This is a genomic window from Polynucleobacter necessarius (assembly GCF_900095175.1).
GTDB lineage: Bacteria > Pseudomonadota > Gammaproteobacteria > Burkholderiales > Burkholderiaceae > Polynucleobacter > Polynucleobacter necessarius_I.
Window position 1 is genome coordinate 369,811 of record NZ_LT606946.1, and the last position, 25,431, is coordinate 395,241.

Annotated in this window: 21 protein-coding genes, 1 other RNA gene, 6 pseudogenes and 1 riboswitch; of the genes and pseudogenes, 15 read left to right on the top strand and 13 right to left on the bottom strand. The window is 46.0% G+C overall.

Features of this window, described 5'->3' with window-relative positions:
- Positions 1-94 precede the first annotated feature (94 nt).
- The 7 genes and pseudogenes from DXE44_RS02045 (at position 95) to DXE44_RS02070 (ending at position 7,090) form a co-directional block, all read left to right on the top strand.
- Positions 95-1,696: a leucyl aminopeptidase gene (locus tag DXE44_RS02045; protein WP_114652258.1), complete on the top strand. Its 1,602-nt coding sequence runs from the start codon at positions 95-97 to the stop codon at positions 1,694-1,696.
- A 16-nt stretch (positions 1,697-1,712) separates the two neighbouring features.
- Positions 1,713-2,177 carry a DNA polymerase III subunit chi gene (locus DXE44_RS02050; protein ID WP_114652260.1) on the top strand — a complete coding sequence of 155 codons (465 nt, stop codon included), beginning with the start codon at positions 1,713-1,715 and terminating at the stop codon, positions 2,175-2,177.
- A 16-nt stretch (positions 2,178-2,193) separates the two neighbouring features.
- Positions 2,194-2,991 (top strand): prolipoprotein diacylglyceryl transferase, encoded by a 798-nt coding sequence (gene lgt / locus DXE44_RS02055; protein WP_114652263.1) that lies wholly within the window; start codon positions 2,194-2,196, stop codon positions 2,989-2,991.
- Between the two features lie 129 nt (positions 2,992-3,120).
- The gene (locus DXE44_RS10505) at positions 3,121-3,309 is read left to right on the top strand and encodes a hypothetical protein (RefSeq protein ID WP_231970538.1); all 189 of its coding nucleotides are present in this window, start codon (positions 3,121-3,123) and stop codon (positions 3,307-3,309) included.
- A gap of 9 nt (positions 3,310-3,318) precedes the next feature.
- Positions 3,319-4,425 carry a malonyl-CoA decarboxylase gene (locus DXE44_RS02060; RefSeq protein ID WP_269460661.1) on the top strand — a complete coding sequence of 369 codons (1,107 nt, stop codon included), beginning with the start codon at positions 3,319-3,321 and terminating at the stop codon, positions 4,423-4,425.
- Positions 4,426-4,623: 198 nt separating this feature from the next.
- Positions 4,624-5,532, top strand: a pseudogene (locus tag DXE44_RS02065) (Bug family tripartite tricarboxylate transporter substrate binding protein).
- Positions 5,533-5,566: 34 nt separating this feature from the next.
- A complete protein-coding gene (locus DXE44_RS02070; RefSeq protein ID WP_114652265.1) occupies positions 5,567-7,090 on the top strand; it encodes a malonate--CoA ligase in 1,524 nt (507 codons plus the stop codon).
- Between the two features lie 15 nt (positions 7,091-7,105).
- Here DXE44_RS02070 and DXE44_RS02075 read toward each other — a convergent pair whose 3' ends face one another.
- The 9 genes and pseudogenes from DXE44_RS02075 to DXE44_RS02110 all read right to left on the bottom strand — a co-directional run bounded on the left by DXE44_RS02075 (position 7,106) and on the right by DXE44_RS02110 (position 13,535).
- Positions 7,106-7,924, bottom strand: coding sequence for a sulfite exporter TauE/SafE family protein (locus DXE44_RS02075; RefSeq protein WP_114652267.1), 819 nt, complete (start codon positions 7,922-7,924; stop codon positions 7,106-7,108).
- A non-coding RNA gene (ssrS, locus tag DXE44_RS02080) (6S RNA) lies at positions 7,925-8,143 on the bottom strand.
- Positions 8,144-8,242: 99 nt separating this feature from the next.
- A pseudogene (locus DXE44_RS11300) lies at positions 8,243-8,473 on the bottom strand (cell division protein ZapA); the annotation flags it as partial.
- Positions 8,448-8,732 (bottom strand): hypothetical protein, encoded by a 285-nt coding sequence (locus DXE44_RS02090; RefSeq protein ID WP_114652269.1) that lies wholly within the window; start codon positions 8,730-8,732, stop codon positions 8,448-8,450. The gene DXE44_RS02090 and the pseudogene DXE44_RS11300, both read right to left, overlap by 26 nt.
- A gap of 51 nt (positions 8,733-8,783) precedes the next feature.
- A complete protein-coding gene (locus DXE44_RS02095) occupies positions 8,784-9,545 on the bottom strand; it encodes an ABC transporter ATP-binding protein (RefSeq protein ID WP_114652271.1) in 762 nt (253 codons plus the stop codon).
- Entirely contained in the window at positions 9,542-10,552 is a 1,011-nt protein-coding gene (locus tag DXE44_RS02100) for a FecCD family ABC transporter permease (RefSeq protein WP_231970540.1), read from the bottom strand. The genes DXE44_RS02095 and DXE44_RS02100 overlap by 4 nt, the downstream gene beginning before the upstream one ends.
- The gene (locus tag DXE44_RS02105) at positions 10,519-11,427 is read right to left on the bottom strand and encodes an ABC transporter substrate-binding protein (RefSeq protein ID WP_231970541.1); all 909 of its coding nucleotides are present in this window, start codon (positions 11,425-11,427) and stop codon (positions 10,519-10,521) included. Before DXE44_RS02105 ends, DXE44_RS02100 begins: the two co-directional genes overlap by 34 nt.
- Positions 11,428-11,433: 6 nt before the next feature.
- A complete protein-coding gene (locus tag DXE44_RS11165; protein ID WP_331851828.1) occupies positions 11,434-11,646 on the bottom strand; it encodes a hypothetical protein in 213 nt (70 codons plus the stop codon).
- Between the two features lie 113 nt (positions 11,647-11,759).
- A complete protein-coding gene (locus tag DXE44_RS02110; RefSeq protein WP_197712806.1) occupies positions 11,760-13,535 on the bottom strand; it encodes a TonB-dependent receptor in 1,776 nt (591 codons plus the stop codon).
- Between the two features lie 148 nt (positions 13,536-13,683).
- Positions 13,684-13,898, bottom strand: a riboswitch (cobalamin riboswitch).
- Positions 13,899-14,014: 116 nt separating this feature from the next.
- Between DXE44_RS02110 and DXE44_RS02115 the strand changes: the two genes are divergently transcribed.
- The 6 genes and pseudogenes from DXE44_RS02115 (at position 14,015) to DXE44_RS02140 (ending at position 20,216) form a co-directional block, all read left to right on the top strand.
- Entirely contained in the window at positions 14,015-14,590 is a 576-nt protein-coding gene (locus DXE44_RS02115; RefSeq protein ID WP_231970542.1) for a Crp/Fnr family transcriptional regulator, read from the top strand.
- A 211-nt stretch (positions 14,591-14,801) separates the two neighbouring features.
- Positions 14,802-16,510, top strand: a pseudogene (gene oxc, locus DXE44_RS02120) (oxalyl-CoA decarboxylase).
- Positions 16,511-16,583: 73 nt separating this feature from the next.
- Positions 16,584-17,833 (top strand): annotated as a pseudogene (gene frc / locus DXE44_RS02125) (formyl-CoA transferase).
- Positions 17,834-17,928: 95 nt separating this feature from the next.
- A complete protein-coding gene (locus tag DXE44_RS02130; RefSeq protein ID WP_114652279.1) occupies positions 17,929-18,351 on the top strand; it encodes a PAS domain-containing protein in 423 nt (140 codons plus the stop codon).
- Between the two features lie 135 nt (positions 18,352-18,486).
- Positions 18,487-19,729: pseudogene (gene frc / locus DXE44_RS02135) on the top strand (formyl-CoA transferase).
- A gap of 1 nt (position 19,730) precedes the next feature.
- Positions 19,731-20,216 (top strand): methionyl-tRNA formyltransferase, encoded by a 486-nt coding sequence (locus tag DXE44_RS02140; RefSeq protein WP_231970543.1) that lies wholly within the window; start codon positions 19,731-19,733, stop codon positions 20,214-20,216.
- Positions 20,217-20,302: 86 nt separating this feature from the next.
- Here DXE44_RS02140 and panC read toward each other — a convergent pair.
- From panC to metG, 4 genes and pseudogenes are all read right to left on the bottom strand, one after another.
- Positions 20,303-20,938 (bottom strand): annotated as a pseudogene (gene panC / locus DXE44_RS02145) (pantoate--beta-alanine ligase); the annotation flags it as partial.
- Entirely contained in the window at positions 20,935-21,732 is a 798-nt protein-coding gene (locus DXE44_RS02150) for a segregation and condensation protein A (RefSeq protein WP_415065510.1), read from the bottom strand. The gene DXE44_RS02150 and the pseudogene panC, both read right to left, overlap by 4 nt.
- 76 nt (positions 21,733-21,808) lie before the next feature.
- Entirely contained in the window at positions 21,809-21,997 is a 189-nt protein-coding gene (locus tag DXE44_RS02155; RefSeq protein WP_114654310.1) for a DUF3460 family protein, read from the bottom strand.
- 150 nt (positions 21,998-22,147) lie between these two features.
- Positions 22,148-23,818, bottom strand: coding sequence for a methionine--tRNA ligase (gene metG, locus DXE44_RS02160; RefSeq protein ID WP_114652281.1), 1,671 nt, complete (start codon positions 23,816-23,818; stop codon positions 22,148-22,150).
- A gap of 135 nt (positions 23,819-23,953) precedes the next feature.
- Between metG and DXE44_RS02165 the strand changes: the two genes are divergently transcribed.
- On the top strand, positions 23,954-24,796 hold the full coding sequence (locus DXE44_RS02165; RefSeq protein ID WP_197712899.1) for a formate dehydrogenase accessory sulfurtransferase FdhD: 843 nt from the start codon (positions 23,954-23,956) through the stop codon (positions 24,794-24,796).
- Between the two features lie 41 nt (positions 24,797-24,837).
- Positions 24,838-25,404 (top strand): dCTP deaminase, encoded by a 567-nt coding sequence (gene dcd / locus DXE44_RS02170; protein WP_041484826.1) that lies wholly within the window; start codon positions 24,838-24,840, stop codon positions 25,402-25,404.
- Positions 25,405-25,431: the final 27 nt, after the last annotated feature.

Here is a 25,431-nt window from a genome sequence, read left to right on the forward strand (position 1 = left end):
TTGGCTCACTCAAGATGTGAACCTGCATCTCGGAGGATAATGGATAAACACCCATTTTTTTCCTTGAATTGACTTAAAAATACATCAAGACATCATGACCATTCAATTTAGCACTAAGAATTTCGCGCAAGCCGATTTCAATAATCCGAAGCAGCTCAAGGCCAGTCTAGCCACTTTATTGGCGCAGAGCTCTGATTGCTTAGTTTTAGCCTACTCAAAAGCCGATTTAGATACCCTGGAAGCCGCCAAGTCTAAGTCTGGGCTTTTGCTCGAATTGGATCGCTTGCTTGGGGGCTCTGTCACCCATGCCAATCTGGTTGGTGACCTTGATGCTCAGCATGCATCTACTTGCGTCATTCGAGCTGAAAAATCCTGGGCCGCATCTGGGGTAAAAGTGAAACGCGTTCTCTTGGTGTCTTTGGGTGATATTGCCGCTGCTAGTGCACGCAGCTTGAGCTCTTACTCAAAAATTGCTCGCGCTGCTTTGAAGCAGTTGAGTGGGGGCTCCATCCAAAATGCTTTGTGGTTTATCCCGAGTTTCGCCTTAGGTCATCGAGCTGATTTCATTGCAGAAGAGGTACGTTTGACAATTCAATATGCAGGCGATCAAGCATATCGTTTTGGGGTTCGTCAGCCAGCAATGAAATTCAAGGCTAAAGATAAAGCGGACACTTTTAATCACCTCATCTTTGCAGGCAATGACACTTGCGTTAAAGAGCTGAAGGCCTGTGTACCAGAAGGTGCTGCGATGGTTGAGGGTATGAACTTAGCTAAAGACTTGGGTAATTTACCTCCCAATATTTGTACTCCAACTTACTTAGGTAAAGCAGTGCAAGGCTTGAGCAAGAAGACTGGCCTTAAGGTGGAAGTCTTGGGGCGCAAGCAAATTGAAGCTTTGGGAATGGGCTCTTTTTTATCGGTAGCCCAAGGCTCAGATACCCCGCCACAATTTATTGTGATGCGTCATCAGGGTGGTAAAGCTGGTGAGGCCCCGATTGTGTTGGTGGGTAAGGGCATCACCTTTGATACAGGCGGTATTTCGCTAAAGCCTGGCGAAGCCATGGATGAGATGAAGTACGACATGTGCGGCGCTGCCTCTGTGATTGGCACGATGTATGCCACAGCGTTAATGAAGCTCAAAAAGAATGTTATCGGCGTGATTCCGACTTGTGAAAATATGCCTTCTGGTAATGCAACTCGCCCTGGAGATATTGTGAAGAGTATGTCAGGGCAAACGATTGAGATCCTAAATACGGATGCTGAAGGCCGTTTAATTTTGTGTGATGCCTTAACGTATGTTGAGCGCTTCAAGCCAAAGGCTGTGATTGATGTAGCCACTTTGACTGGTGCCTGCATCATTGCATTGGGTCATGTACATAGTGGCGTGTTCTCCGATGACGAGGGCTTGGTCCATTCCCTCACTAAAGCTGGTCATGCCTCTTTGGATACCGTATGGCGTTTGCCTTTAGATGCGGCTTACCATGAGCAGCTCAAATCGAATTTTGCAGATGTCGCCAATATTGGTGGGCGCCCAGCAGGTAGCGTTACCGCAGCTTGCTTCTTATCCCGCTTTACCGAAAAATATAAATGGGCTCACTTAGATATTGCTGGAACTGCATGGAAGAGTGGTGCCACTAAAGGCGCAACTGGACGCCCAGTTCCTTTGCTTGTGAATTACTTGTTAGATCAAAAATAAGCGCAGAAAGTAATTCATGGCCCGCATTGATTTTCATAGCAACGTTAGCAATAAGCTTGAATACGCTTGTCGCTTAACGCGCAAGATCTGGAGTGCTACACCTACTGGCGAGTCTGTGCGCAACATCGTGATAGTGGGCGAAAAGACAGACCTCAAAAAATTAGATGAACTTCTATGGATATTTAGTGCATCAGATTTTTTGCCACATTGCTTTATTGAAGATGAAACAGCGCTGGAAACACCCATCGTGCTGACAGATCATTTTTTGTCACCCGCCTTGCCTCAGTTGCCTCATGCAGACGTATTAATTCACTTGGGTATGAAAATGCCATCTGATGTTTCAGCATTGCTTGCACACTTCCCTCGTATTGTTGAGGTTGTCACGATCAACGAAGTGGAACGTCTTGCAGGTCGCGAGCGATACAAGGCTTATCGTGACTTAGGTCATGAGCTACACAATTTTGATCAATCTAAAGCATGATTGCTGATTACTTAGTATGTTGATTCATCCAGAATTTAATCCTGTCGTAATTCGGATTGGTGCATTTGCCATTCATTGGTATGGGCTAATGTATCTATTGGCATTTGCTCAATTTTTATTATTAGGTCGCCTGCGCATCCGTTCTCCGCGATATCAATCCTTGGGTTGGTCATATAAAGATCTTGAGGATCTCTTATTTGCTGGCGTTTTAGGCGTGGTGCTCGGCGGACGTTTGGGTTACACCTTGTTTTATATGCCTGGCTACTATCTTGCAAACCCGCTGAGTATCTTCAAGATATGGGAGGGCGGCATGTCTTTTCATGGCGGTCTACTAGGCGTCTTATTAGCCTTGCTCTGGTTTGCCTATCGTCGCAAGGCTTCCTTCTTTGTTGTGAGTGATTTAGTTGCGCCGCTCGTTCCATTTGGTTTGGCATTTGGCCGTTTAGGTAATTTCATTAATGGCGAGTTATGGGGAAGACCAACAGACCTGCCTTGGGCTATGGTGTTCCCAATGGTTGATTCGATTCCACGCCACCCCTCCCAGATTTACCAATTCTTGGGTGAAGGTATTTGCCTAGGGATCGTGCTTTGGATTTATTCCAGTAAACCACGCAGGGTAGGGCAGATTTCTGGCTTATTTTTACTGGGCTATGGTATTTGTCGTTTCTTGGCGGAATTTGCTCGTGAGCCCGATGCCTTCTTGGGTCTCTTGGGCCTTGGTTTATCTATGGGGCAGTGGCTTTCTGTACCCATGATTATTTTTGGAATTTACCTTATAGTGAGAGTAAATACGAAAAACGGCAGTTATCAGTAGTTAAAAATCGGGTTTTCTAGGTCTTTTATAGTCAATTTCTTAAATTTGACTAAATTACCTGGTGATGCATTGGTTTTTTACGAAAACTACCTAATTTCTGAGCATATTTACTAAGACTGAAAGATATCCATGCTGGAGAAGTTAACCAAAGCTCGCAATTTGTCCAAGGCAAACAATGCCATCAAGCGTTTGATATCCGAACGAGGCGAATCTAACGCACTCAGCATGGCTGATGATGTAGTTAATAACTATCGCAAATTAGCAAAAGATCAGCACGTCTCATTTTTTACTTTTTTGTTTGAGAAGCTCAATCCCTAAGCGGATGCAGTGCTTAAGGCGGCTCAAAATTTCGTGGCTGATTCCAGCGCGCGTAATTACATCCAGCTTCAAAAGGTTTCCGAATCCCCTCGCCAAGAATTTTTTCGTCGCCTGAACCGCGCCAGTCATGGTACTGCGGCAGTGGTTCAGATGCGTCGAGATCTATTGCAGTTGTTGGATAAAAAACCAGAGTTGGCTGCGGTGGATTTCGATATGTGCCACTTGTTGTCTTCTTGGTTTAACCCGGGCTTCCTAAAAATACACCAGGTGGACTGGAAATCTCCAGCAGAGGTGCTGGAGAAATTAATTCAACATGAAGCAGTTCATGCGATTGATGGTTGGGATGACTTGCGTCGTCGACTTCAGCCAGATCGTCGTTGCTTTGCCTTCTTTCACCCGCAGTTGCCAAGTGAGCCCTTGATCTTTGTGGAAGTAGCGCTCTTGCCCGAGATCCCAACGGTGATCACACCACTGGTTGATAAAAAAGCAGAAACGGTAGACCAGGCATCTCAATATAAGGTCGCCGTTTTCTACTCCATTACCAACTGCGAGCCCGGTCTTCGTGGTGTATCCATGGGGAATTTTCTGATTAAGAGGGTGGCGGAGAAATTGCATGCCGAATTCCCTGGAATCAAAACCTTTGTGACCTTGTCGCCCATTCCGGGATTCATGGATTGGGTTGCCGCAGGCGCTCATTTAGGTGAAGGTGTTCCAGGTGAGAGATTGAAGCCAAACCTCAAGTTAGCGCGCGATGCTGCGCTAGCAGTCTTGAAGCTTGATAGTCAGTCTTGGACTGAACGGCTAGCGGGCGGCTGGCACCCAGATCTAGCCTCTGAGAAGGAAAAAGCTGCTTTATTATGCTTAGCAAGTATGTATTTGGGGCTTGCCTCGACAGGGCGTGATGACAATCCAGTGGCCAAATTTCATTTGGGTAATGGTGCAAAGTTGCATTTAGTGAATTGGGCAGGGGATTTATCGCGCAAAGGATTACGTCAATCCGCTGGGCTAATGGTGAACTATCTTTATGACTTGGGAAGTGTGGAGGACAACCATGAGCGCTTTGCTAATGGAGAAATCGTCTACTCCAGAGCCGTAGGCCGCCTGATGGCACCCTAGTGTTTTCCCTTGTATAGACTTTTGCAGTAAGTGTTAAGTGCCCTTAGAATGGGTGCTGTATTTATAAAAACGAAGTCAATCATTAGGTTGATACAAAAGGAGACAAAGATGTTTAATCAAAAAACCAGAGCATCACTTTTTTCTGTAAGCACGTTAAAGAAATCACTATTTCTGCTTTGTGCAGCACCGCTAGCAGTAATGGCGCAAGAATGGCCAGCTAAGCCAGTTACCTTTTTAAATCCTTTCCCAGCAGGCGGTGGAACAGATGCATTTGCTAGACCGCTGGCAGCACAGTTAACTGAGCAGATGGGTAAGCATTTATTATCGATAATCGTGGTGGAGCGGGTGGCACTGTTGGTGCCTCAGTTGCAGCGAAGGCAGCTCCTGATGGATACACTTGGTTTATTGGTGCGACACATCATACGATTGCACCATCAATGTATAAAAACTTGGATTACGACATTGAAAAGAGTTTTCTTCCTGTAGGCTATGTTGGCAAACGTGCCTCAAGTTCTGGTGGTTAATCCACAGCGCGTAAGTGCACGCAATGCCAAAGAGTTTATTGACCTCATGAAGAAGAATCCTGGCAAATATAACTTTGCTAGCGCAGGTAGTGGCACTGTTCACCACTTAGCCGGTGAGTTATTTAAGATTCAGACTGGCACCTTTATTACTCACATCCCTTACCGTGGTGCTGGCCCAGCAATGAATGACTTGTTGGCAGGCCAAGTGGATTTAGAGTTTGATGGCCTTGCTACATCTGCACCACAAATTAATGCCGGTAAGTTAGTGGCGATTGCCGTGGCAGCAAACAAGCGCTCACCAGCAATTCCAAGTGTGCCAACATTCCAAGAAGCTGGATTGCCTGACTACGTAGTGTCAACTTGGTACTCTATGTTTGCTCCAGCAGGCACTCCAAAACCTATCGTTGACAAGATGATTGTTGAAGTGCAGAAGGCCTTAAATTCACCAAAGATCAAAGCAATCTGGGAGAAAAATGGTTCTGAAATACCGAATCTCTATGGTGAAGCATTTGGTAAGCAGGTGAATGCTGACGTAGTTCGTTGGTCTAGCGTGGTTAAGAAATCTGGTGCTTCGTTAGATTAATTAAGCATTTAATGTATTGGTATTTGAGGCTCGAATGAATTTATATTCCTTATTGGAGAAAGGTTTTCCAAAAGATAAGCAAGCGTGTGCACTTGAAACGCATGATGGACTTTATTACTCCTGGAGTGATCTAGAGCGTGCAACTGCCAAGATGGCAAATTTGCTTAAGAGTCTCAAATTACCTGCTGGATCAAGGGTTGCAGTACAGGTTGAAAAATCTCCTGAGGCCCTTTTTCTTTACCTTACCACTATCAAGGCAGGCTATGTTTACCTACCTCTGAACACAGCCTATCAAGCGGCGGAAATTCAATACTTTCTCGAGAATGCCGAGCCTGCAGTAGTAGTTTGCAGTAGCAAGAATTTCTCTTGGGTATCGAAGGTTGCTTTTAGGGCGGGCACTAAACACGTGTTTACTTTGGATGAAGATCGCAAAGGCACTTTGCTTGAGCGTGCAGCTGGCCAAAGTGATAAGTTCAAGACTGTTGCTGTAAAAGATAATGATTTGGCTGCTATCTTGTATACCTCCGGTACTACCGGACGTAGCAAAGGCGCGATGCTGACCCATAAGAATTTGGGTAGCAATGCGCAAGTGCTGCAAAAGTTTTGGGGTTGGAAAAAAGGCGATGTCCTATTGCATGCATTGCCAATCTTTCATGTCCACGGCTTATTTGTAGCTGCTCATGGTGCGTTAATTAACGGTAGCAAAATGATTTGGTTGCCGCGTTTAGATACTGCGCAACTCATTCATCACATGCCTAATTCCACTGTAATGATGGGTGTGCCAACGTTCTATGTACGCCTGCTTGCGGATAAGAATTTCAATAAGAGTGTCACGCGCAATATGCGCTTATTTATTTCGGGTTCTGCACCCTTACTGACTGAAACATTCAATACCTTTAAAGAGGTGATTGGCCAACCGATTCTTGAGCGCTATGGCATGAGCGAGACCGTGATGTTGGTCTCCAACCCATACAAAGGAAATCGTGTAGGCGGATCCGTTGGCTTGCCCTTGCCAGGCGTGAAAGTGCGCGTGGTTAACGAAAACAATAGACCTTGTGGTGTTGATGAAATCGGCAGCATTCAGGTTAAAGGTCCGAATATATTCAAGGGCTACTGGCGCATGCCAGAAAAAACTGCAGAAGAATTTACCAAAGACGGCTGGTTTAAAACCGGTGACGTGGGACGTTGGGGCGGAGATGCCAATGGTGGTAAAGCGCCCAAGGATTACCTCTGTATTGTTGGACGTAGCAAGGACTTAATTATTTCTGGTGGCTATAACGTCTATCCAAAAGAAATCGAGAGCTTTATCGATGACATGGATGGCGTAGATGAGAGTGCCGTGATTGGTATTCCGCAGCCAGATTTTGGTGAAGCAGTCATGGCAGTAGTCGTGCCAAAAGCAGGTGCCAAGCTTGATTCACAAGCCATGATCGCTACACTCAAAACGCAGATTGCGAACTTCAAGATTCCAAAGCGTTTAGAGATTGTTTCTGACTTACCTCGTAATGCAATGGGTAAAGTGCAGAAGAATATTCTCCGTCAGCAATACACCAGTTAACAGCGGTATAAATCCTCAGAAACCAAATGCCTTGCGGCTTTCATTAAACATGAAGGCTGCAAGCATAAAGAGCATCACGCCAAAGATACGTTTGAGTTGAGCTACATTGAGCTTTCTAGCCATCTTTGCGCCAAGCGGAGCGGTAAATATACTTACTGCCACAATGCACAATACTGCTGGAACATAGACAAATCCCAGCGAGCCTGCGGGAAGGTTGGGGTTGCCCCAACTACCGTACATGTACCCCATTGTTGCTGCAGCTGCAATTGGAAATCCTAAGCCTGAAGAACTTGCCATTGCAGTGTGTGGTTTTACATTACACCAAAGCATAAATGGCACAGTTATGAAAGCTCCACCTGCACCAACAAGACTTGCAATCACACCTGTAAATGCTCCAAATGAAAAAAGACCAAGAGGGCCAGGCAACTCTCGGCCGGCCCTAGGTTTTTTATTAATGATCATTTGGATCGAGGTGTACACAATAAAAATGGCGAAGAATAGGGAGAGCCAAGAGGTGTCAATTGCCTCAAAGATTTCGCTACCGCCAACAAGGCTACCAATGACTAGACCGGGGCTGAGTGCAGCCACTAGCTTCCAGTCGATAGAATTGTGTTTGTGGTGCGCCCAAATAGCCGAGGTGGTTGTAAACAGAATAGTTGCCATCCCGGTGGCAATAGCCATATGAACGATGACATTTTGACCAAACCCTAAATGATTGAAGACTACGATCATGAAGGGAACCAAAATCATCCCGCCACCAATGCCAAGCAGTCCAGCAAGAAAGCCGGATATGCTGCCACATAACATCAGCATGAGGATATCGGCTATAGACATGAATTCCCCGCCTTAGCCGCTAGGCCGTCATCCTGAACCCTAAGGTTCAAGGTGGAACGGCTACTCTGTTTTGGGTGCATTAAGAACTCCAGGGAGTGAACAGCGCGAAGCTGCCACTGTGAAGATTCAAAACGCTCACGCCCACAGTGTAAAGATCGTTCCGGATGCTTGCGCATCGGTTCAAGGAACTATTGGCCTTGGCGAACCAGGCAGGGAAAGGGTTTGCATCAGAGTGTCTACTTGATCTTCCAGATTGTGGATTTCTTTCTGGAGACGAGCGATTTCTTCTGGGTCAGAGTTTGATGAAGTGCCTTGCGCAGGCGCTTGTTGAGCTGTGGATTGCAACTTGATGAGGTCGCCCGCAATCTTCAGTGCGGCCATCATGCTGGCACGCTCAATGCTACGGTTGCCACCATTGATTACTAGCTGAATTTGCTCATCAACTAGGGTGCAGGCAGCTCGTAGCAAGGGCTCATGTTCAGCGCTCGTGGCTAAGGTAATTTTTTGACCGGCGAGGGTTACTTCAATGCGTTGTTGGCTCATTGTCATCCTCTGGGTTAGGTGGTGTGACGGGCTCACCGAGCAAGTTCAATTGACGTCCGTCACTTTGTTCTGGCAGACGACTCAAAATATGCTGAATCCGTTTTTGCGCATCCTCAATTTTGGTTTCAAGCTGACTGCGATCTTGGCGAAGTGCTTTAACAGCATCGGAGATCAGCTGAATTTTGTGAGATAGCCTTTGTAATGATTCGGCTATCGAATCAGATTCGGTGGCGTCGTTGGGGACTTGAGGGGCGTACTCGGTCATATGGGCATTGTAGTCTTAGCAAAACGCTTTGTGAAACTCCTGATTTTGGGCTTACTTGGGTAAAGCAACCCAATCATCCCCTAGCTTTTCTAGGCGAATCCGACCATCAAATAGCTCGATTAGGGCTTGATGAGTTCTAGGATCTTGGTTTGACCCCTGAAAATGCAGTTTGCCTTTGCTGAGCATCACCAAATGGTCAGCACGGAGCGCAAAATGAACTTCATGTAAAACCGTCACCAAGGTCTTGCCTTGAGTCAGTAAGTCGCCTTGCCATTTCAGAAAATCGGATTGATGTGGCGGGTCTAAATTAGCCAGAGGCTCATCCATGAGAAGGATGTCGGAGTCCACAGCAAGCATGCGAGCTAAAAGAACTCTTTGGCGCTCCCCTCCAGAGAGTTGTTGCAAAGGGCGATGGCGTAAATGCCATGAGTCGGTTTGCCGCAAAGCGCTTTCAACCGAAATATGATCGGCGTCAGAGGGTAGGTGCAACCATCCTTGATGCGGAATGCGTCCCAGCATGACTGTGTCATAAACACTGAAGGAGTCATCAAATTCTTCTGAATTATTCGAGTCTTGATCGAGCCAAGCAATTTTCTTTGCAAGATCTTTTGGGGTAAATGCAGATAAATGAACTTCGTCGATAGTGATGGACCCATCCCACTTCAGTAATCCAGCCATTGCCTGCAAGAGAGATGACTTTCCTGCGCCATTGGGCCCAATAATACTGATCCATTTTCTCCGTGGAATATCTATATTGAGATCGGAGAGAACAGCGCAAGGACCCCTATATACATTGAGTTGGCGGGTTTTCATGAGCGCACTCCAAGAGAGGTTCGCCTCAGTAGAATCAATAAATAGAGGCCGCCTAAGACTGCTGTCACCACACCAACTGGAATTTCAATCGGTGCAAAGATAGTGCGAGCAATCAGATCTGAGCTAAGCAATAAGATTCCACCGCCCAGACAGGAGAATAAAAGCTGTACTCGTTGCCGTCCTCCAGAAAACTTTCTGACAAGGTGTGGTGCTGCTAGTCCAACAAAAGCAACTAAGCCGGTTTGCGCAACAGCGTATCCAGTTGCAAGAGCAAGAATACCAATCAATATCAGACGTAGTTGATCTAATGGCAAACCTAAAGTGCGGGCAGTATTTTCACCAAGTGATAAAGCATCAAGAACAGGGCTAATGATGAGGGAGATGAGTAAGCAAATCAGCAAAGCGATTGCCATGATCTCAACGCCAGGCCAATTCAATAACGTGGTGTTGCCCAGCATAAAGGATTGAATGCTTTGAAATAGATCAGGACGGATAAATGTAAACAAAGAATTCGCTGCGCCCAGGATCACGCTGATCACAACTCCAGATAATAAGAGGCGTAAAGAACTGCGATAACCGCCCGCCAATAGAAGAGAGGCCATCACTCCAAACAGCGCCCCTAGAAAAGCGCCGCCATTGAGTCCAATAATTTCTAACCAAGAGTTGCCAAGATAGGCAAAGCAGAGAATGCTCCCAACCCCAAGCAGGGCACCAGATGCGCTTCCGAGTAGGTAGGGGTCGGCCAAGGGATTACGAAATAGGCTCTGTGCAATACCACCAGCCAGCCCTAATAAAGCACCCGCAAGGTAGGCCCCTAATGATCGCGGGAGTCGAATATCAAATAAGACTGTTTTATCAGTTTCCGATAGATTCCAGCTGGCACCAATGCTTCCGAGGAGAGTCCCCATCAGCACTAAGGCTGCGCTGAGAATGAGTAGGGCGAACAGCTTGCCCAGAAAATAGTTTTTCTGCATTACCGAGATGATGACATCTTCTCTTGTATACATTGAGAAATAATCAGCGCCGCTTCTCCCATGCGGGGTCCGGGGCGAACCAAAACATCATTTTGTTCGCCAGTAAATACACAAATTCGATTATTAGAAACTGCAGGAATGGAGTTCCATCCCGGGCGTTTCTGAATCTCAGAAATAGTTGATTCAGTAAGGAGGATGACATCTGGTTTAGCCTGCACTACAAACTCAGGGTTAATTTTTGGAAATGCGTCAAGTGATTTTGAGATGATGTTAATCAAATCCAACTGAGACAAAATTTCACCGATAAAAGAGGCGCTACCAGCTGCAAAGGGCGCGGGATTTACCTCAAAGTACACGCTGATATTTTTTTCTCTCGATGAGAGCTGCTTGCTAGCGCGCATGATTTCTTGTTGAATCTGATTCCAAACGCGAGTGCTCTCAGAGCTTCCTAGCACAGCATCAAGTTTCTGAAGGGCGCGCTCTTCATCCTTCATCGATTTCACATCTAAAGCAAAAGTCTTAATGCCCAAGCCATTTAACCGCGCAATAACAGGAGATGCTTTCTCTAGAAAGACAACATCCGGCTTGAGTTGCACAATGCGCTCAATATTAATGTCTCCAATGCCACCAAGCTTAGGCAAGCTTTGAGCCGATTTAGGCCAATTGGAATAGCGATCAATACCAACCAATGTTGAACACCTTCCTAATGCGCAAACAGACTCGGTCAGAGATGGCAGAAGACTGACAACGCGCTGGGGTGGTTTATCAAACACCACTGAAATTCCTCGGTCATCCGCTACTGAAACTGGTGCAGCAAAAACTGCCAAGGAGAATCCTAAGAGAAATGTGGCAACTCCAATGAGAAGATAGCGGGAATGCATCGAGAATTGGACGGCGACTTTAAACATCTATTTTTATAGAGTGTATTTAACGCTCAAGAATACAGCTCGAGGATCGCTTGGATAGTAGTAATACCCAGTAGTCAGTCCTCCGCCCGGCGTAGATAGACTGCCATATCCTCCATAGCTAGAGTAATTTACACCGCCAATATTCTTGATGGTTAAGCGACTTTCCCACTTATTTGTTTTATAGCTGGCAAATAAGTCACCGACCGTATACGAGGGCATTTTCGCTAGAGAGTTGCTGATTCCTGGTTCGGAGTCGTACATTTGCTGACCAACAAAATTGATTACACCGCCGAATGACCATGCTGTGTTAATAAGATATTGTGCTCTTGCATTCAGGGTGAGATCGGGAACAAGGGAGACACCAGTTCCACTATAGATGCCCGTGGTGTAGGTAGATTTTTGAAATTCCCCCCACCTGAAATGCTTAACTTAGATGTGGCATTAAAGGTGGAGTCTAGCAAAATACCTTTTCTGCCAATGTTATCCGCTGAGTTGGTGTTGTAATAAGTTGTGGGGTCATATCTTATTTCATTTTGCGTTAGCGATTGAAATGCTGATCCAGAAACTCTCACATTACTGATACTCCACTCTCCTCCTATTTCATATGTCTGGGTGGTCTGAGGCTTGAGAATTCCTGAGAAGATGCGGTTACCACTCGGGTCCCAACCCCAAAATCCGTCAACGTTTGGAAACCGGAATGATTGATTCCATTTGACACATACCTTTTGATTTCTTTGGTATGAATAATTGATCGCTACATCCCCGGCATTAGCCCCATATTTTTGACTTGCACTAGTGGAGGTAGGGGCATAAAAATTTGAATCATTTGTTGAGGCATTTTGAGTCTGCCTTCTGAATCCCCCGCTGGCCTCAATTGTTTTACTCAGAGGCACCCGACTAATAATGTAAGCAGATTGATTAATGAGGTTTGCAGATTGAGTATTGTTGAGTTGATTGTTATAGAACCATCCGGCTGGGGATTGGTTTGAAAGTATTAACTCTTGGGCTGCGCCTGTGTACTGATTATTTGAATTTTGATTTGATTTGCCGTAGTCATATCCAACTACAGTTGTGCCCCAGTTGCCAAAATCGGCTTTAATCCTCGGTGTTAACGCTAGGTCCCAGCTTGAGATATTCCCATTGCTTGGACCCGGGAAATAGCCGCCAACAGAATCAGTACTTGCATAGTAGGGCGCGCCATAATTAATGGCCCTATTGCTATAAGTAAGATCAAGCATTGCAGTGTAGGTATCGCCAAGGCTCTTAATGCCGCCTGCCCGTACTCCAGAATTATTGGCGGTATTTCCAGCTCCCACATTATTAAATTTAGCTGCCTGTGGATTGCCTTGCCCGACTTGACCGACAACGTCACCTGGAGTTTGTTGGTTTGTATAGCTGTAAAAGATGTCTGCATACACATTGTCAATTCCACCCAAATCCTGAGATACTTTTGCATCAAATGCATAAGCATTGGCTGCTGAATTTGCTCGCCATCCTTGGCTATTTGAGCTATTTGCAGTGAGTTGTAATGTGGTGTTTTCTACTTTGTTGCGCAGAATGGCATTGCCAATATATGTGCCAAAGCTACCCGCAGTAATACTTGCTTGATTGAGCGATGATTTACCACCATTGGTGATGATGTTGATTACGCCACCAACTGCCCCATTGCCATACTGTACGCTTGCACCACCTTGCAGAATTTCAATGCGTTCAATTGAATCTATTGGAATGGATTCCCATGCGACGCCCAGGGAATCAATGGGATTCATTCTTTGACCATCAACCAAGATGAGCGTATTGCTGTTTGCAGTTGCCCCAAATCCCCCCATATCTACTGTTGCATCCAAATTTAATTGGCCAGAGTTTGAGCTTCGAACTACCAGGCCTCCAATTTGTGAAAGTACGTCAGGAATATTGTTTGATGTGGAGTTCGCAATCTCATCACGCGTAATCACTTTGACGTTTGCTGGGACCTCATTGAGGTTCTCCTCAAAACGGGAGCCTGAGACAACTACTGTCGACTGAGAGTTTTGGGCTACTGCGCTGAATGTTGCTGCTGCGCCACAAAGTAGGGCGATCAGCGTTTTACTATTGAACTGCTGTTTCATGATGAACCTTCTGCCTTCGAATCACCTAGCTAACTTCCCCGTAAGCTGGGTCGAACAGAATTTCACTTTTTGAGAGTTCAGGCGTCAATTGGGCGTCCTGCCGGTTTGGCTTGGGATGCTTCATCGGCGCGCGAAGATCCCCGTCCGCAAAATTCCACCTGTCTTGGCCGGTATCCGGGCTAGTAAATCTCAGAATCTGGCCTTCCCATGCAATTGACGCGCACAGTGGCTTACTCAGACTCCTGACACCTTTTCCTTGAAGTTAGGATGTATTTACTTACCGTTGCGGGGGCAACACACGTTTTGTGTTTCCCGTTTAACTTTATTGCACTGCAATAAAGCACCACGACCCGTTAATTTTAGCCTAAGCTCGATTCAGAACGGCTTAACCCCCCCCAAAAAAAGCCTACAATATGGGCTCTAGGATTAAGGATTCATGACAGCATTTAGACAAGCACCCCGAAAAAAATCTGATTCGATTGCAGCTGAGCCAAAACTCAGTCTTAAAAAGCTTGGATCCTGCAGCAATGGCCGATTTAGAGTGCCATTTAGTGATTTCAGACCTCAAAAAATCAGAAATTCTGCTTCATCAAGGTGATCACCAGATGGAGCGGTACTTTGTGCTTGATGGAATCTTGAAGCGCATTGTTTCTAGTGCGGACGCAAAAGAGATGATTCTGCGTTTTGCCATTGAAAAAGATATTGAGACTAGCTATGCAGCTTGGCGCCTCAAAACAGCAGCCTCATACAGTATTGCTTCAGTAACTAAAGCACGTGTAGCCCGCATGCCCCTGAAGAAATGGGCTGAATTTTTGGATGCTCACAAGCCTCTTAAGGAAAGTTTTGAGTTTGAAGTGATGCGCTTGATGAGTGAAATCATGGCTCATACGATTACCCTTCATATGCTCGATGCCCCGGGCCGTGTAGAGCGGTTCTTACGCAAATATGAAGACCTATTTGAGCTTCTCCCTAAAAAAGAGCTGGCTGCTTACCTTAACCTCTCTCCAGAGACATTAAGTCGCCTCAAAACAAAGCATAAAGAGCTCTTTGTTTAGTCAGAAATCCTAATTGTTTCTAGATTTCAGGGGAAATTGACCGACGTTAATGATGAACCCTATCCCCAAGCCTAAGATTCATCTCAGCCTCAATGGGAATGTTTTTGATTGCCCGTGGCACTACTAATAACTTAATTGGAGACAGTTGGCGAAAGCTAAATTGCACTGAGCAGACCATGTGTTCGGGCGGTGTAATTAACTATAAATTTCTATGACAACAGATAATCAAAATACCCAAGTCACTGATGGCTTTCATCTCGTCATTGATGCTTTAAAAGCAAATGACCTAGATACTATTTTTGGTCTCGTTGGTATTCCAATTACCGACTTGTGCCGTTTAGCTCAGGCAGAAGGATTGCGATTCATTGGTTTCCGTCATGAGCAGCACGCCGGTAATGCTGCGGCGATTGCTGGTTATATGACGCAAAAGCCTGGCATCTGCATGACTGTGTCAGCACCAGGTTTCTTGAATGGTTTAACAGCGTTGGCCAATGCCACTGTGAACTGCTTCCCAATGATTTTGATTTCTGGCTCAAGCGAGCGTGAGATCGTTGACTTGCAGCAAGGTGATTACGAAGAGATGGATCAGCTTAATGCTGCTAAGCCATATTGCAAGGCTGCGTATCGCATTAACCACATTGAAGATATCGGCATTGGTTTTGCTCGTGCAATTCGTGCAGCTGTTTCTGGTCGTCCAGGCGGCGTTTATTTGGACTTGCCTGCGCAGCTATTGGCTCAAACAATGCCAGTGGAAGATGCTAAGAAATCGATCTTCAAGGTAATCGATCCAATTCCACGCCAAATTCCTGCAGCCGATGCGGTAGAGCGTGCATTGAATGTATTGAAGGGTGCTAAGCGTCCGTTGATTCTCTTGGGTAAAGGCGCCGCTTATGCTCAAGCTGATGCTGATATTCGTGCATTGATTGAGAAGTCTGGTATTCCTTACTTGCCAATGTCGATGGCTAAAGGCTTATTGCCAGACAATCACCCACAATCTGCTTCTGCAGCGCGTTCATTTGTATTGGCTGAGGCTGATGCAGTGATGTTGGTTGGTGCTCGCTTGAACTGGTTGCTTGCGCACGGTAAAGGCAAGACATGGGGCAAAGATCCTAAGAAATTTATCCAAATCGATATTCAAGCAAACGAAGTTGATAGCAACGTGCAAATCGATGCGCCATTGATTGGTGATGTTGGATCTGTTGTTGGCGAGCTCTTAAAAGGTATTGCCTCAGTTCCAAAGCCTGCTACTGAGTGGATCAATGCGATCAACGAGAAAAAGATAAGAACATGGCGAAGATGGCTGAAACATTAGCCAAAGAAGCTTCACCAATGAACTTCCATGGTGCTCTGCGTGCGATTCGTGATGTGATCAAGAAGAGCCCAGATGTGAACTTAGTTAACGAGAGTGCAAACACGCTCGACTATTGCCGCGCAATTGTGGACATGTACAAGCCGCGTAAGCGTTTTGACTCTGGTACTTGGGGAATCATGGGTATTGGTATGGGTTACGCCATTGGCGCTGCTGTGACTAGCGGTCTTCCAACCGTTGCAGTTGAGGGTGATAGCGCATTTGGTTTTAGTGGTATGGAATTGGAAACAATTTGTCGTTACAACCTACCAATTATTACAGTTGTTTTCAATAACAACGGCGTGTATCGCGGTACTGACGTAAATCCAACCGGTGGCGCAGATGTTGCTCCAACAGTATTCGTTAAGAATGCGCGTTACAACAAGATGATTGAGGCGTTTGGTGGAGTTGGTTATTACGTAACTACTCCAGCTGAATTAGAGGCGGCTTTGACTAAGGCGATTGCCGAAGGTAAGCCAGCCTTAATTAATGCAGTGATTGATGAGACGGCTGGTACAGAGAGTGGACGTTTAACAAACTTGAATCCATCAACTGCTGCTGGTAAGAAGTAATACGTAATAAACACATCATTTTTTTAAGAACAAATTTAGCAACACACAAGAAACACTTTAAGGAGAATCAAACATGACTAAACCATTAGACGGTATTCGTATTATTGACTTCACACACGTACAGGCAGGCCCTGCATGTACTCAGCTATTGGCTTGGTACGGTGCGAATGTGATCAAAGTAGAACGCCCAGGTTCTGGTGATGTAACTCGTAGCCAGTTGCGCGATATTCCAGGTGCTGATGCCTTGTATTTCACAATGTTGAACGGTAATAAGCGTTCATTGACATTGGATACTAAAACACAAGAAGGTAAAGAAGTTTTAGAGAAGATGATCAAAACATCTGATGTGATGGTTGAGAACTTCGGCCCAGGCGCTTTGGATCGTATGGGTTTTAGCTGGGCTCGTATCCAGGAATTGAATCCAAAAATGATCATGGCTTCTGTTAAAGGTTTTAGCGATGGCCCCTCATATGAAGCTTAAAAGTGTATGAGAACGTTGCTCAGTGTGCTGGCGGTGCAGCATCTACAACGGGTTTCTGGGATGGTCCTCCAACAGTTTCTGCCGCCGCTTTGGGTGATAGCAACACCGGTATGCATTTGGCGATTGGTATTTTGACTGCATTGATGCAGCGTCAAAAAACTGGCAAAGGTCAAAAAGTATCTTGCTCAATGCAAGATGCCGTATTGAACTTGTGCCGCGTTAAGTTGCGCGATCAACAGCGTTTGGACAAAGTTGGCTACCTCGAAGAGTATCCACAGTACCCACATGGCTCATTCACTGATGTAGTTCCACGCGGCGGTAACGCTGGCGGTGGTGGTCAGCCAGGATGGGTATTGAAGTGTAAGGGTTGGGAGACAGATCCGAACGCATACATCTACTTCACAATTCAAGGTCATGCTTGGGAGCCAATTACTAAAGCTTTGGGCAAGCCAGAGTGGGCAACTGATCCAGCCTACATGACTGCAGAAGCGCGTCAAGATAAGATTTTTGATATCTTCGCAACGATTGAAGATTGGCTCAAGGACAAGACTAAGTACGAAGCTGTGGACATCCTCCGCAAGTTCGATATTCCTTGCGCACCAGTTCTCTCAATGAAAGAATTGGCCGCATCTCCTGACTTGCGTAAGAGTGGTTCTATTGTTGAAGTAGATCACAAGGTTCGCGGTAAGTACTTAACAATCGGTAGCCCAATCAAGTTCTCTGATTTGGAAATTGAGGTTGGTCCATCACCAGTATTGGGTGAGCACACCGATGAAGTATTGAAAGATCTTGGCTATAACGCTGATGACATTGCTAAGTTGCATGCAGCAAAAGCGGTTTAATAAAAATAAGCAGTATTTGTTTTAGTTTCGAAGGCGCTCCTTGTGGGCGCCTTTTTTATTCACCCGGACAGAGTGAAAGACTTTAGACTGACAGCATGAAAACAAACGTAGATTTATCTCAACTAATTGATTGTGTTGGCGATGCAGTCATCGTTGCTGATGCTCATGAAAAGATTGTGCTGTGGAATGCGGCTGCTACCAGAATTTTTGATTACTCTGAAGAAGAGGCGCTTGGCAATACTTTGGATCTGATAGTTCCCGAGCGTCAGCGCCAAAGGCATAAAGAGGGTTACAGCAAATCGATGGAGACGGATACAACCCGTTATGGAACTTCATTACTAAAAGTCCCAGCAAAGCACAAAGATGGGCGTACTTTATCCATCGCCTTTACTGTGGGTGTATTGTTTGATGAGAAACATCAGGCTAATGGTGTGGCAGCAGTGATTCGTGATGAGACCGAGCGTTTTGCTGAAGAAAGGACTCTGAAAATGCGACTTTCTGATCTTGAAAATCAATAAATTTGCACCCAAATAGCTAATATGGGCCATCCCTTGATGGATGTGCCCAATAAATAGGCATGCCATGTTGCACCGCAATCTGTCGCTGGTAAAATTGGCTTAATTCAAAATTTCAATCTTATTAGGACTTTAAACATGGCAAAAGCATTAGAAGGGGTCAAAATTCTTGACTTCACGCACGTTCAATCTGGCCCAACCTGTACTTAGTTGCTCGCTTGGTTCGGTGCGGACGTAATCAAGGTAGAAAAATCAGGTGAGGGTGATGCCACTCGTGGTCAATTGCGCGATATCCCTGATGCGGATAGTTTGTATTTCACGATGTTGAACCATAACAATCGTTCAATCACTGTGAATACTAAAACTCCAAAGGGTAAGGAAATTCTTGAGCGCTTAATTAAAGAGTGTGATGTTCTTGTTGAGAACATTGCGCCTGGTGCGTTAGATCGCATGGGTTTTTCTTGGGAACGTATTCAAGAGCTCAATCCTATGATGATCATGGCTTCTGTAAAGGGTTTCGGTCCCGGTCCTTACGAGAACTGCAAGGTTTATGAAAACGTAGCGCAGTGTGCTGGTGGTTCAGCATCTACGACTGGTTTTGATGATGGTCCTCCGATGGTGACTGGTGCTCAGATTGGCGATAGCGGTACTGGTTTGCATTTGGCATTGGGAATTGTGACGGCACTCTATCAACGCACGCATTCTGGTCGCGGTCAAAAAGTATTGGCGGCGATGCAAGATGCAGTGCTCAACTTGTGCCGCGTGAAGTTACGTGATCAACAGCGTTTAGAGCGCGTTGGTTTGATGCAAGAGTATCCACAGCTCCCTAACGGAGAGTTTGGTGACTCTGTACCCCGTGCTGGCAATGCTTCTGGCGGTGGTCAGCCCGGTTGGATTGTGAAATGTAAAGGCTGGGAAACAGACCCCAATGCTTATATGTACGTCATTGTTCAGGCTCCAGTTTGGGAGGCAATTTGCAAGGTAATCGGTCGCGAAGACTGGATTACCAACGTACGTTTTGCATCACCAATGGCTCGCTTGCCGCACTTGATGGAAATTTTTGGTGAAATTGAAAAGTGGACCATGACTAAGACGAAGTTCGAGGTTATGGATATCTTGAATAAATACGATATTCCTTGCGGCCCAATTTTGTCGATGAAAGAAATTGCAGAAGAGCCAGCATTACGCGCTACTGGAACGGTTGTTGAAGTGGATCACCCAATTCGTGGCAAGTACCTCACTGTGGGTAATCCAATCAAGAGACAGTCCAACTGACGTTACACGTTCGCCATTGCTAGGCGAGCACACTGATGAGATCCTCCATGAATTAGGTTATTCAACGGATGAGTTGATTAGTCTTCGTCACGATAAGGTGATCTAAGATGCGTGTTGCGCTGATTGGAAGTGCAGATTTTGGTAAGGCGGCATTAGAGGCTTTTTTAGATCGTGGTGACGAAGTTGTTGCTGTTTTTTGTCCGCCGGATAATCCCAAGTCTAGCAAGCCTGAGGCGCTGAAAGAAGCGGCGATTGCAAGAGGTTTAACTCCATTGCAATTTGCCTCTCTTAAAGGTTCAGAGGCCGCGCAAGCAATGATTGATAGCAAAGCTGATAGCTGTGTCATGGCCTATGTGCTTCAGTTTGTACCGCAAGAGCTTTGCAAGATTCCAAAGCATGGAACCATTCAATACCACCCTTCCTTATTGCCGAAGTACCGTGGCCCTAGCGCCATTAATTGGGCAATTGCATTGGGTGAAGAAAAATCAGGCCTGACAATCTTCTGCCCATCCGATGGTTTGGATGAGGGCGAAATCATTTTACAAAAAGAAGTTGCTATTGGACCTGACGATACTTTGGGTAAAGTCTACTAGTCTGGTTGCCAGCCGCGTTTAATCAGAAGATCTACCGCAATCTTCTCAATCTCAATGAGTGAATGCGCATTGCGATCGCTTAAGTCCAGTACGCGTGCACGAACTTCCTGTAAAGCTTTCTGCAGTTCAGGCGCTTCTGCGCGCTCTTCAATGGAGAGATAGCCGTTGCGAGAAGATAGTGCGAGGCCATCTTCAGCTCGAATTGTTTCACCTGGAATGATTTCAACTGGGAGAGCAAACTGCTTTGCCATCTGGCGAATAATCATCAACTGCTGGTAATCTTTTTTCCAAATACGGCCACTTTGGGTTGCACGCAAGACAGGAGCTTCAGCACAACAGTGCAAACACCTTTAAAGAAGCCAGGGCGGAACTCGCCTTCAAGAATATCGCCTAGTTGCTGTGGTGGATCTACTCGATACTCTTGAGGCTGCGGATATAAGTCATGCTCAGTTGGCGCAAATAAGATATACACACCCTCTTTTTCCAACTTATCGATATCTGCCTGCATTGTGCGCGGGTAGCTATCAAAATCTTCATTGGGACCAAACTGTAAGCGATTAACAAAGATGGATGCTGGCTACGACTGGATCGCCATGTTGCCTAGCAAGTCGCATGAGCGATAAGTGACCTTCATGGAGGTTGCCCATTGTTGGCACGAAGGAAGCGCGATTTTGGCCACGTAAGTGGTCACGCAACTCCTGTATATCGCTAATTATTTTCATGCAACAGGGGTGTAGGCGAGGCGCACATAAATTGGTGCATATGGCTCGGCCTGGGTAATTTCAACTAAAGCTTCGCGAGAGAGCTCTAGCATCGCAATGAAGTTCACGATTACAACTGGAATACCTTTGCCAGACTTGATGGCTTCCTTGAAAAGCTCGCCGAACTCTACGAATTTAGTGCTTTGCAAGCGACGCAAAATACGGGTCATGAAGTCACGCACGGATAGCTCTTCGCGAGTAATGGTGTGGTGTTGATTGAGTTTTGCACGATGAAGCACATCTCGCCAAGCCATTTGGAGGTCGTCTTGATTGACGTCAGGCCATGTCACTGCAACGGTCGTATCCACATAACCATGAGCGATTTGAAAATCTCGACCTTGTTGCGGAATTTGATCAAGTTCTTGAGCAGCTAATTTCATGCGCTCGTACTCTAAGAGACGGCGCACTAGTTCTGCGCGTGGGTCCTCAACCTCTTCATCACTATCTGCTTTCTTCATCGGTAGCAGCATGCGAGATTTAATCTCAATCAATATTGCTGCCATCAGTAGATATTCAGCGGCAAGTTCCAGGTTGTGATGGCGGATTTGGTCGATGTAACTCAAGTACTGTTGAGTTACTTGTGCCATCGGAATATCCAGGACGTTGAAATTCTGTTTACGAATGAGGTAAAGCAGAAGATCGAGGGGGCCTTCAAATGCTTCTAGAAAAACTTCTAGCGCATCAGGTGGAATATAGAGGTCTGTTGGCAGCTTAAATAATGGCTCGCCATATAACTTAGCGAATGCCGAAGACATTCCATCGGTAACCGACGGTGTGCTATCGAGCAACTCAGATTGAATGCTTGGCTCAGATCCCAAGGAACTTCCTGAGTTAGTCATTCGAGTACACGTAAGCGCGCTGCTTTAACTTGGCTGCCTTGGCGCGACGTTGATCTTCGATAGTCAAAGGTTCTTTATCCCAGAGGAGGGCGCGACCAGCTTGTTGGCCTGCCTCGAGATGCGGTTTCTCAGATTTGAGTTGATTTAAGAGCTGGGTGAATTCGGATGTATATCTAGCCATCATATTTCCTAAAATTCTCAATTAATTCAATAACTTGCAAAAATTACGATGCAGTAATTAACTGCCTAGGCCATCATTATTAACGATTTTTCCTACAAACCTGCCGACTTTTTGGTTAATTCCTGGAAATTCGCCTTTTTGAGGCTATTTTTATAGGTTTGCTGCCAATAAAGCCTCGATTTGAGGCGCTTCGACCCGAGTCATGAGGTGCTTATAGGCGTTGATTGGGTTTTGGCTGGAAAGAGGCGTTTTAACGTCATCCCAGGTCATGGCGGGTACTGAGAGGAAGTCCTCAACCCCAGCGGTAACTTGAGGCAAGACCGGTTTGAGATAGAGGCTGAGTAAGCGGAACGCCTCTAAGGTAACGCTGCAAACACGTTGTAAGTCAGCTTCACGCTCTGGGTCTTTGGCGATATCCCAAGGCTTGTTTTCATCAACAAAAGCATTGACCTTATCAGCCAATTCCATAATGCTGCGCAATGCTTTGGCGTATTCACGGGCTTCGTAGAGCTCGGCAATTTTTTCACTTGCGGATGCAATATCGGTAAGCAGTGGATTGCTCATTGCTGCATCAGAAACTACTCCACCAAAACGCTTTACCAAGAATCCAGCACTACGACTGGCGATATTGATGTACTTACCCAATAGATCACTATTGACTCGTGCAACAAAGTCTTGGAGATTTAAATCTAAATCTTCCATACTGTCATTGAGTTTGGTTGCAAAGTAATACCGGAACCATTCAGGATTAAATCCGGATTCAATCACGCTATGCGCAGAAATTAAAGTACCACGAGACTTACTCATCTTCTTGCCATCAACGGTGAGGAAGCCATGAGCAAATACATTGGTTGGGGTGCGATAGCCTGCAAAGTGCAAGGTTGCTGGCCAAAAGAGTGTGTGGAAATACAGAATATCTTTACCGATAAAGTGGTACTGCTCGGTAGTAGTATCGGGTCTGACCCATTCCTCAAAGTTCAAGCATTTACTCTGGCAGTAGTTGAGGAAGCTAGCGTAGTAGCCAATTGGCGCATCAAGCCACACATAGAAATACTTGCCGGGCGCGTCGGGGATTTCAAAGCCAAAGTAGGGTGCATCGCGGGAGATATCCCAGTCACCAAGCTTGCTATCTCCTGGCTGTCCAACCCATTCTTTCATCTTATTGCGAGCTTCAGGTTGCAGTGGCGTTTTTACTTGAGTCCACTCGCGCAAGAAAGTTTCGCAGCGAGGATCGGATAGCTTGAAGAAGTAATGATCGGAAACTTTTTTAATCGGTGTTGCACCACTCACTACAGAGAACGGGTTCTTCAAGTCAGTTGGGGAGTAGGTTGCCCCACACTTTTCACAAGAGTCACCGTACTGATCTTTAGCGCCACACTTGGGACATTCACCTTTAATGAAACGATCCGGCAAGAACATTTCTTTAACGGGATCGTAGGCTTGCTCAATAGAGCGCATTTCAATTAAGTCAGCATCACGTAACTTGAGGTAGATACTTTGAGACAGCTTTTCGTTTTCAGGGCTATCGGTGGTGTAGTAGCTATCAAAAGAGATTAAGAAATCATCAAAGTCGCGTTTGTGCTCTTTCCAAACATTAGCGATTAGTTCTTTAGGAGTGAGACCTTCTTTTTCAGCGCGCAACATGATTGGAGTGCCGTGGGTGTCATCAGCGCCAACATAGTGGACTTCGTGACCACGCATTCTTTGGAAGCGTACCCAAATATCTGTCTGGATATATTCCACCAAATGCCCAATGTGAATTTGGCCATTGGCGTAAGGTAGAGCGGAGGTAACTAGCAGGCGACGTTTGGGGCTACTCATGCATACTTAAATAGAAATAATTTCAACAAATGGGAATACAAGATTATGGGGCTTACGACCTCACTTCAGCATCAATTTTAGTCTGCGGTTAAAGTTAATGCTGAATTGAACTTATTTAAGAGGCGTTTTATGGCTTTGCCCCACAATATTCAGATGTCTCACGCTTCCGTGCCTTTGGTGCACGAAGTGGAGGTCATGGATGAGGCGGGGCGTATTAAGACCACCCATATTCCTGGGGAGCGCCCTTTAACCATTTACTTAGATAAGCGGGAGGTTGTCACCTTGATGACCTTGGGGGGCGCCCCTGAAGCCCTCGTATTGGGCTATCTGCGTAATCAGCGCCTAGTGGAATCACCTGACGATATTGCGAGTATCCAAGTGGATTGGGAGACGGACTCAGCTGCAGTAAAGACTCACCGCAGCACGGTGGATATTGATGCCCTTACCAGTAAGCGCGTGGTGACTACGGGTTGCGGGCAGGGCACGATGTTTGGTGGCTTGATTGAGGAGATGGCGGAAATTAGATTGCCAGATGGCCCTCAATTAACCCAAGAGGCAATAGTGTCCCTCATTGATAGCATTCGAGTTCATGACACTATTTATAAGAAATCCGGCTCGGTCCATGCCTGTGCTGTTTTTGAGCGGGATGGAAATCACAATGTCCGCCTTCTGCATTTCATTGAGGATGTTGGTCGGCACAATGCTGTTGACTCAATCTCGGGCTTAATGTGGCTGGCAGATAAGCCAGGCAAGGATCTAATCTTCTTTACAACCGGGCGCCTTACCTCTGAGATGGTCATTAAGGGGGCTCAGATGGGTATACCCTTTTTGATGACTCGCTCCGGCATGACCTTGATGGGTTTAGAGCTCGCCCGCCAAACCAATCTCACCCTCTTATCCCGTTGCTCTGGGAAGCATTTTGAGATCTTCAATGCTCCTGAGAGGGTGATTTTTACCTCCCCGCCCTCTGCCTCTTAAATTGGTGGACATATGGCCTGCGATGGTTTTACAATTCGGCCATGACTATTAAATCTGACCACTGGATCCGCCGTATGGGCGAGCAAGGCATGATCAGCCCATTTGAACCTGGGCAGGTCCGCCAAGATGCCGCCGGGCAAAAAATTGTGAGCTATGGCACTTCAAGCTATGGCTATGACATTCGTTGCGCTGATGAATTCAAGATTTTCACGAACATCAATAGCACTATCGTTGACCCGAAGAATTTCGACGAGCAATCCTTCGTAGATTTCAAAGGTCCAGTCTGCATCATTCCACCCAATTCTTTTGCTTTGGCAAGAACCGTTGAGTACTTTAAGATACCGCGCAGTGTATTAACAGTGTGCGTTGGTAAGAGTACGTATGCGCGTTGCGGAATTATTGTGAACGTCACTCCATTTGAACCTGAGTGGGAAGGTTACGTCACACTCGAGTTTTCTAATACGACTCCATTACCTGCAAAGATTTATGCTGGTGAGGGATGTGCACAAGTTCTGTTCTTTGAAAGCGATGAAGTGTGTGGTACATCGTACAAAGATCGAGGCGGTAAGTATCAAGGCCAAGTCGGCGTAACTCTGCCGAAGACTTAATCTGTTTAATCGCCGTATTGGCGAATT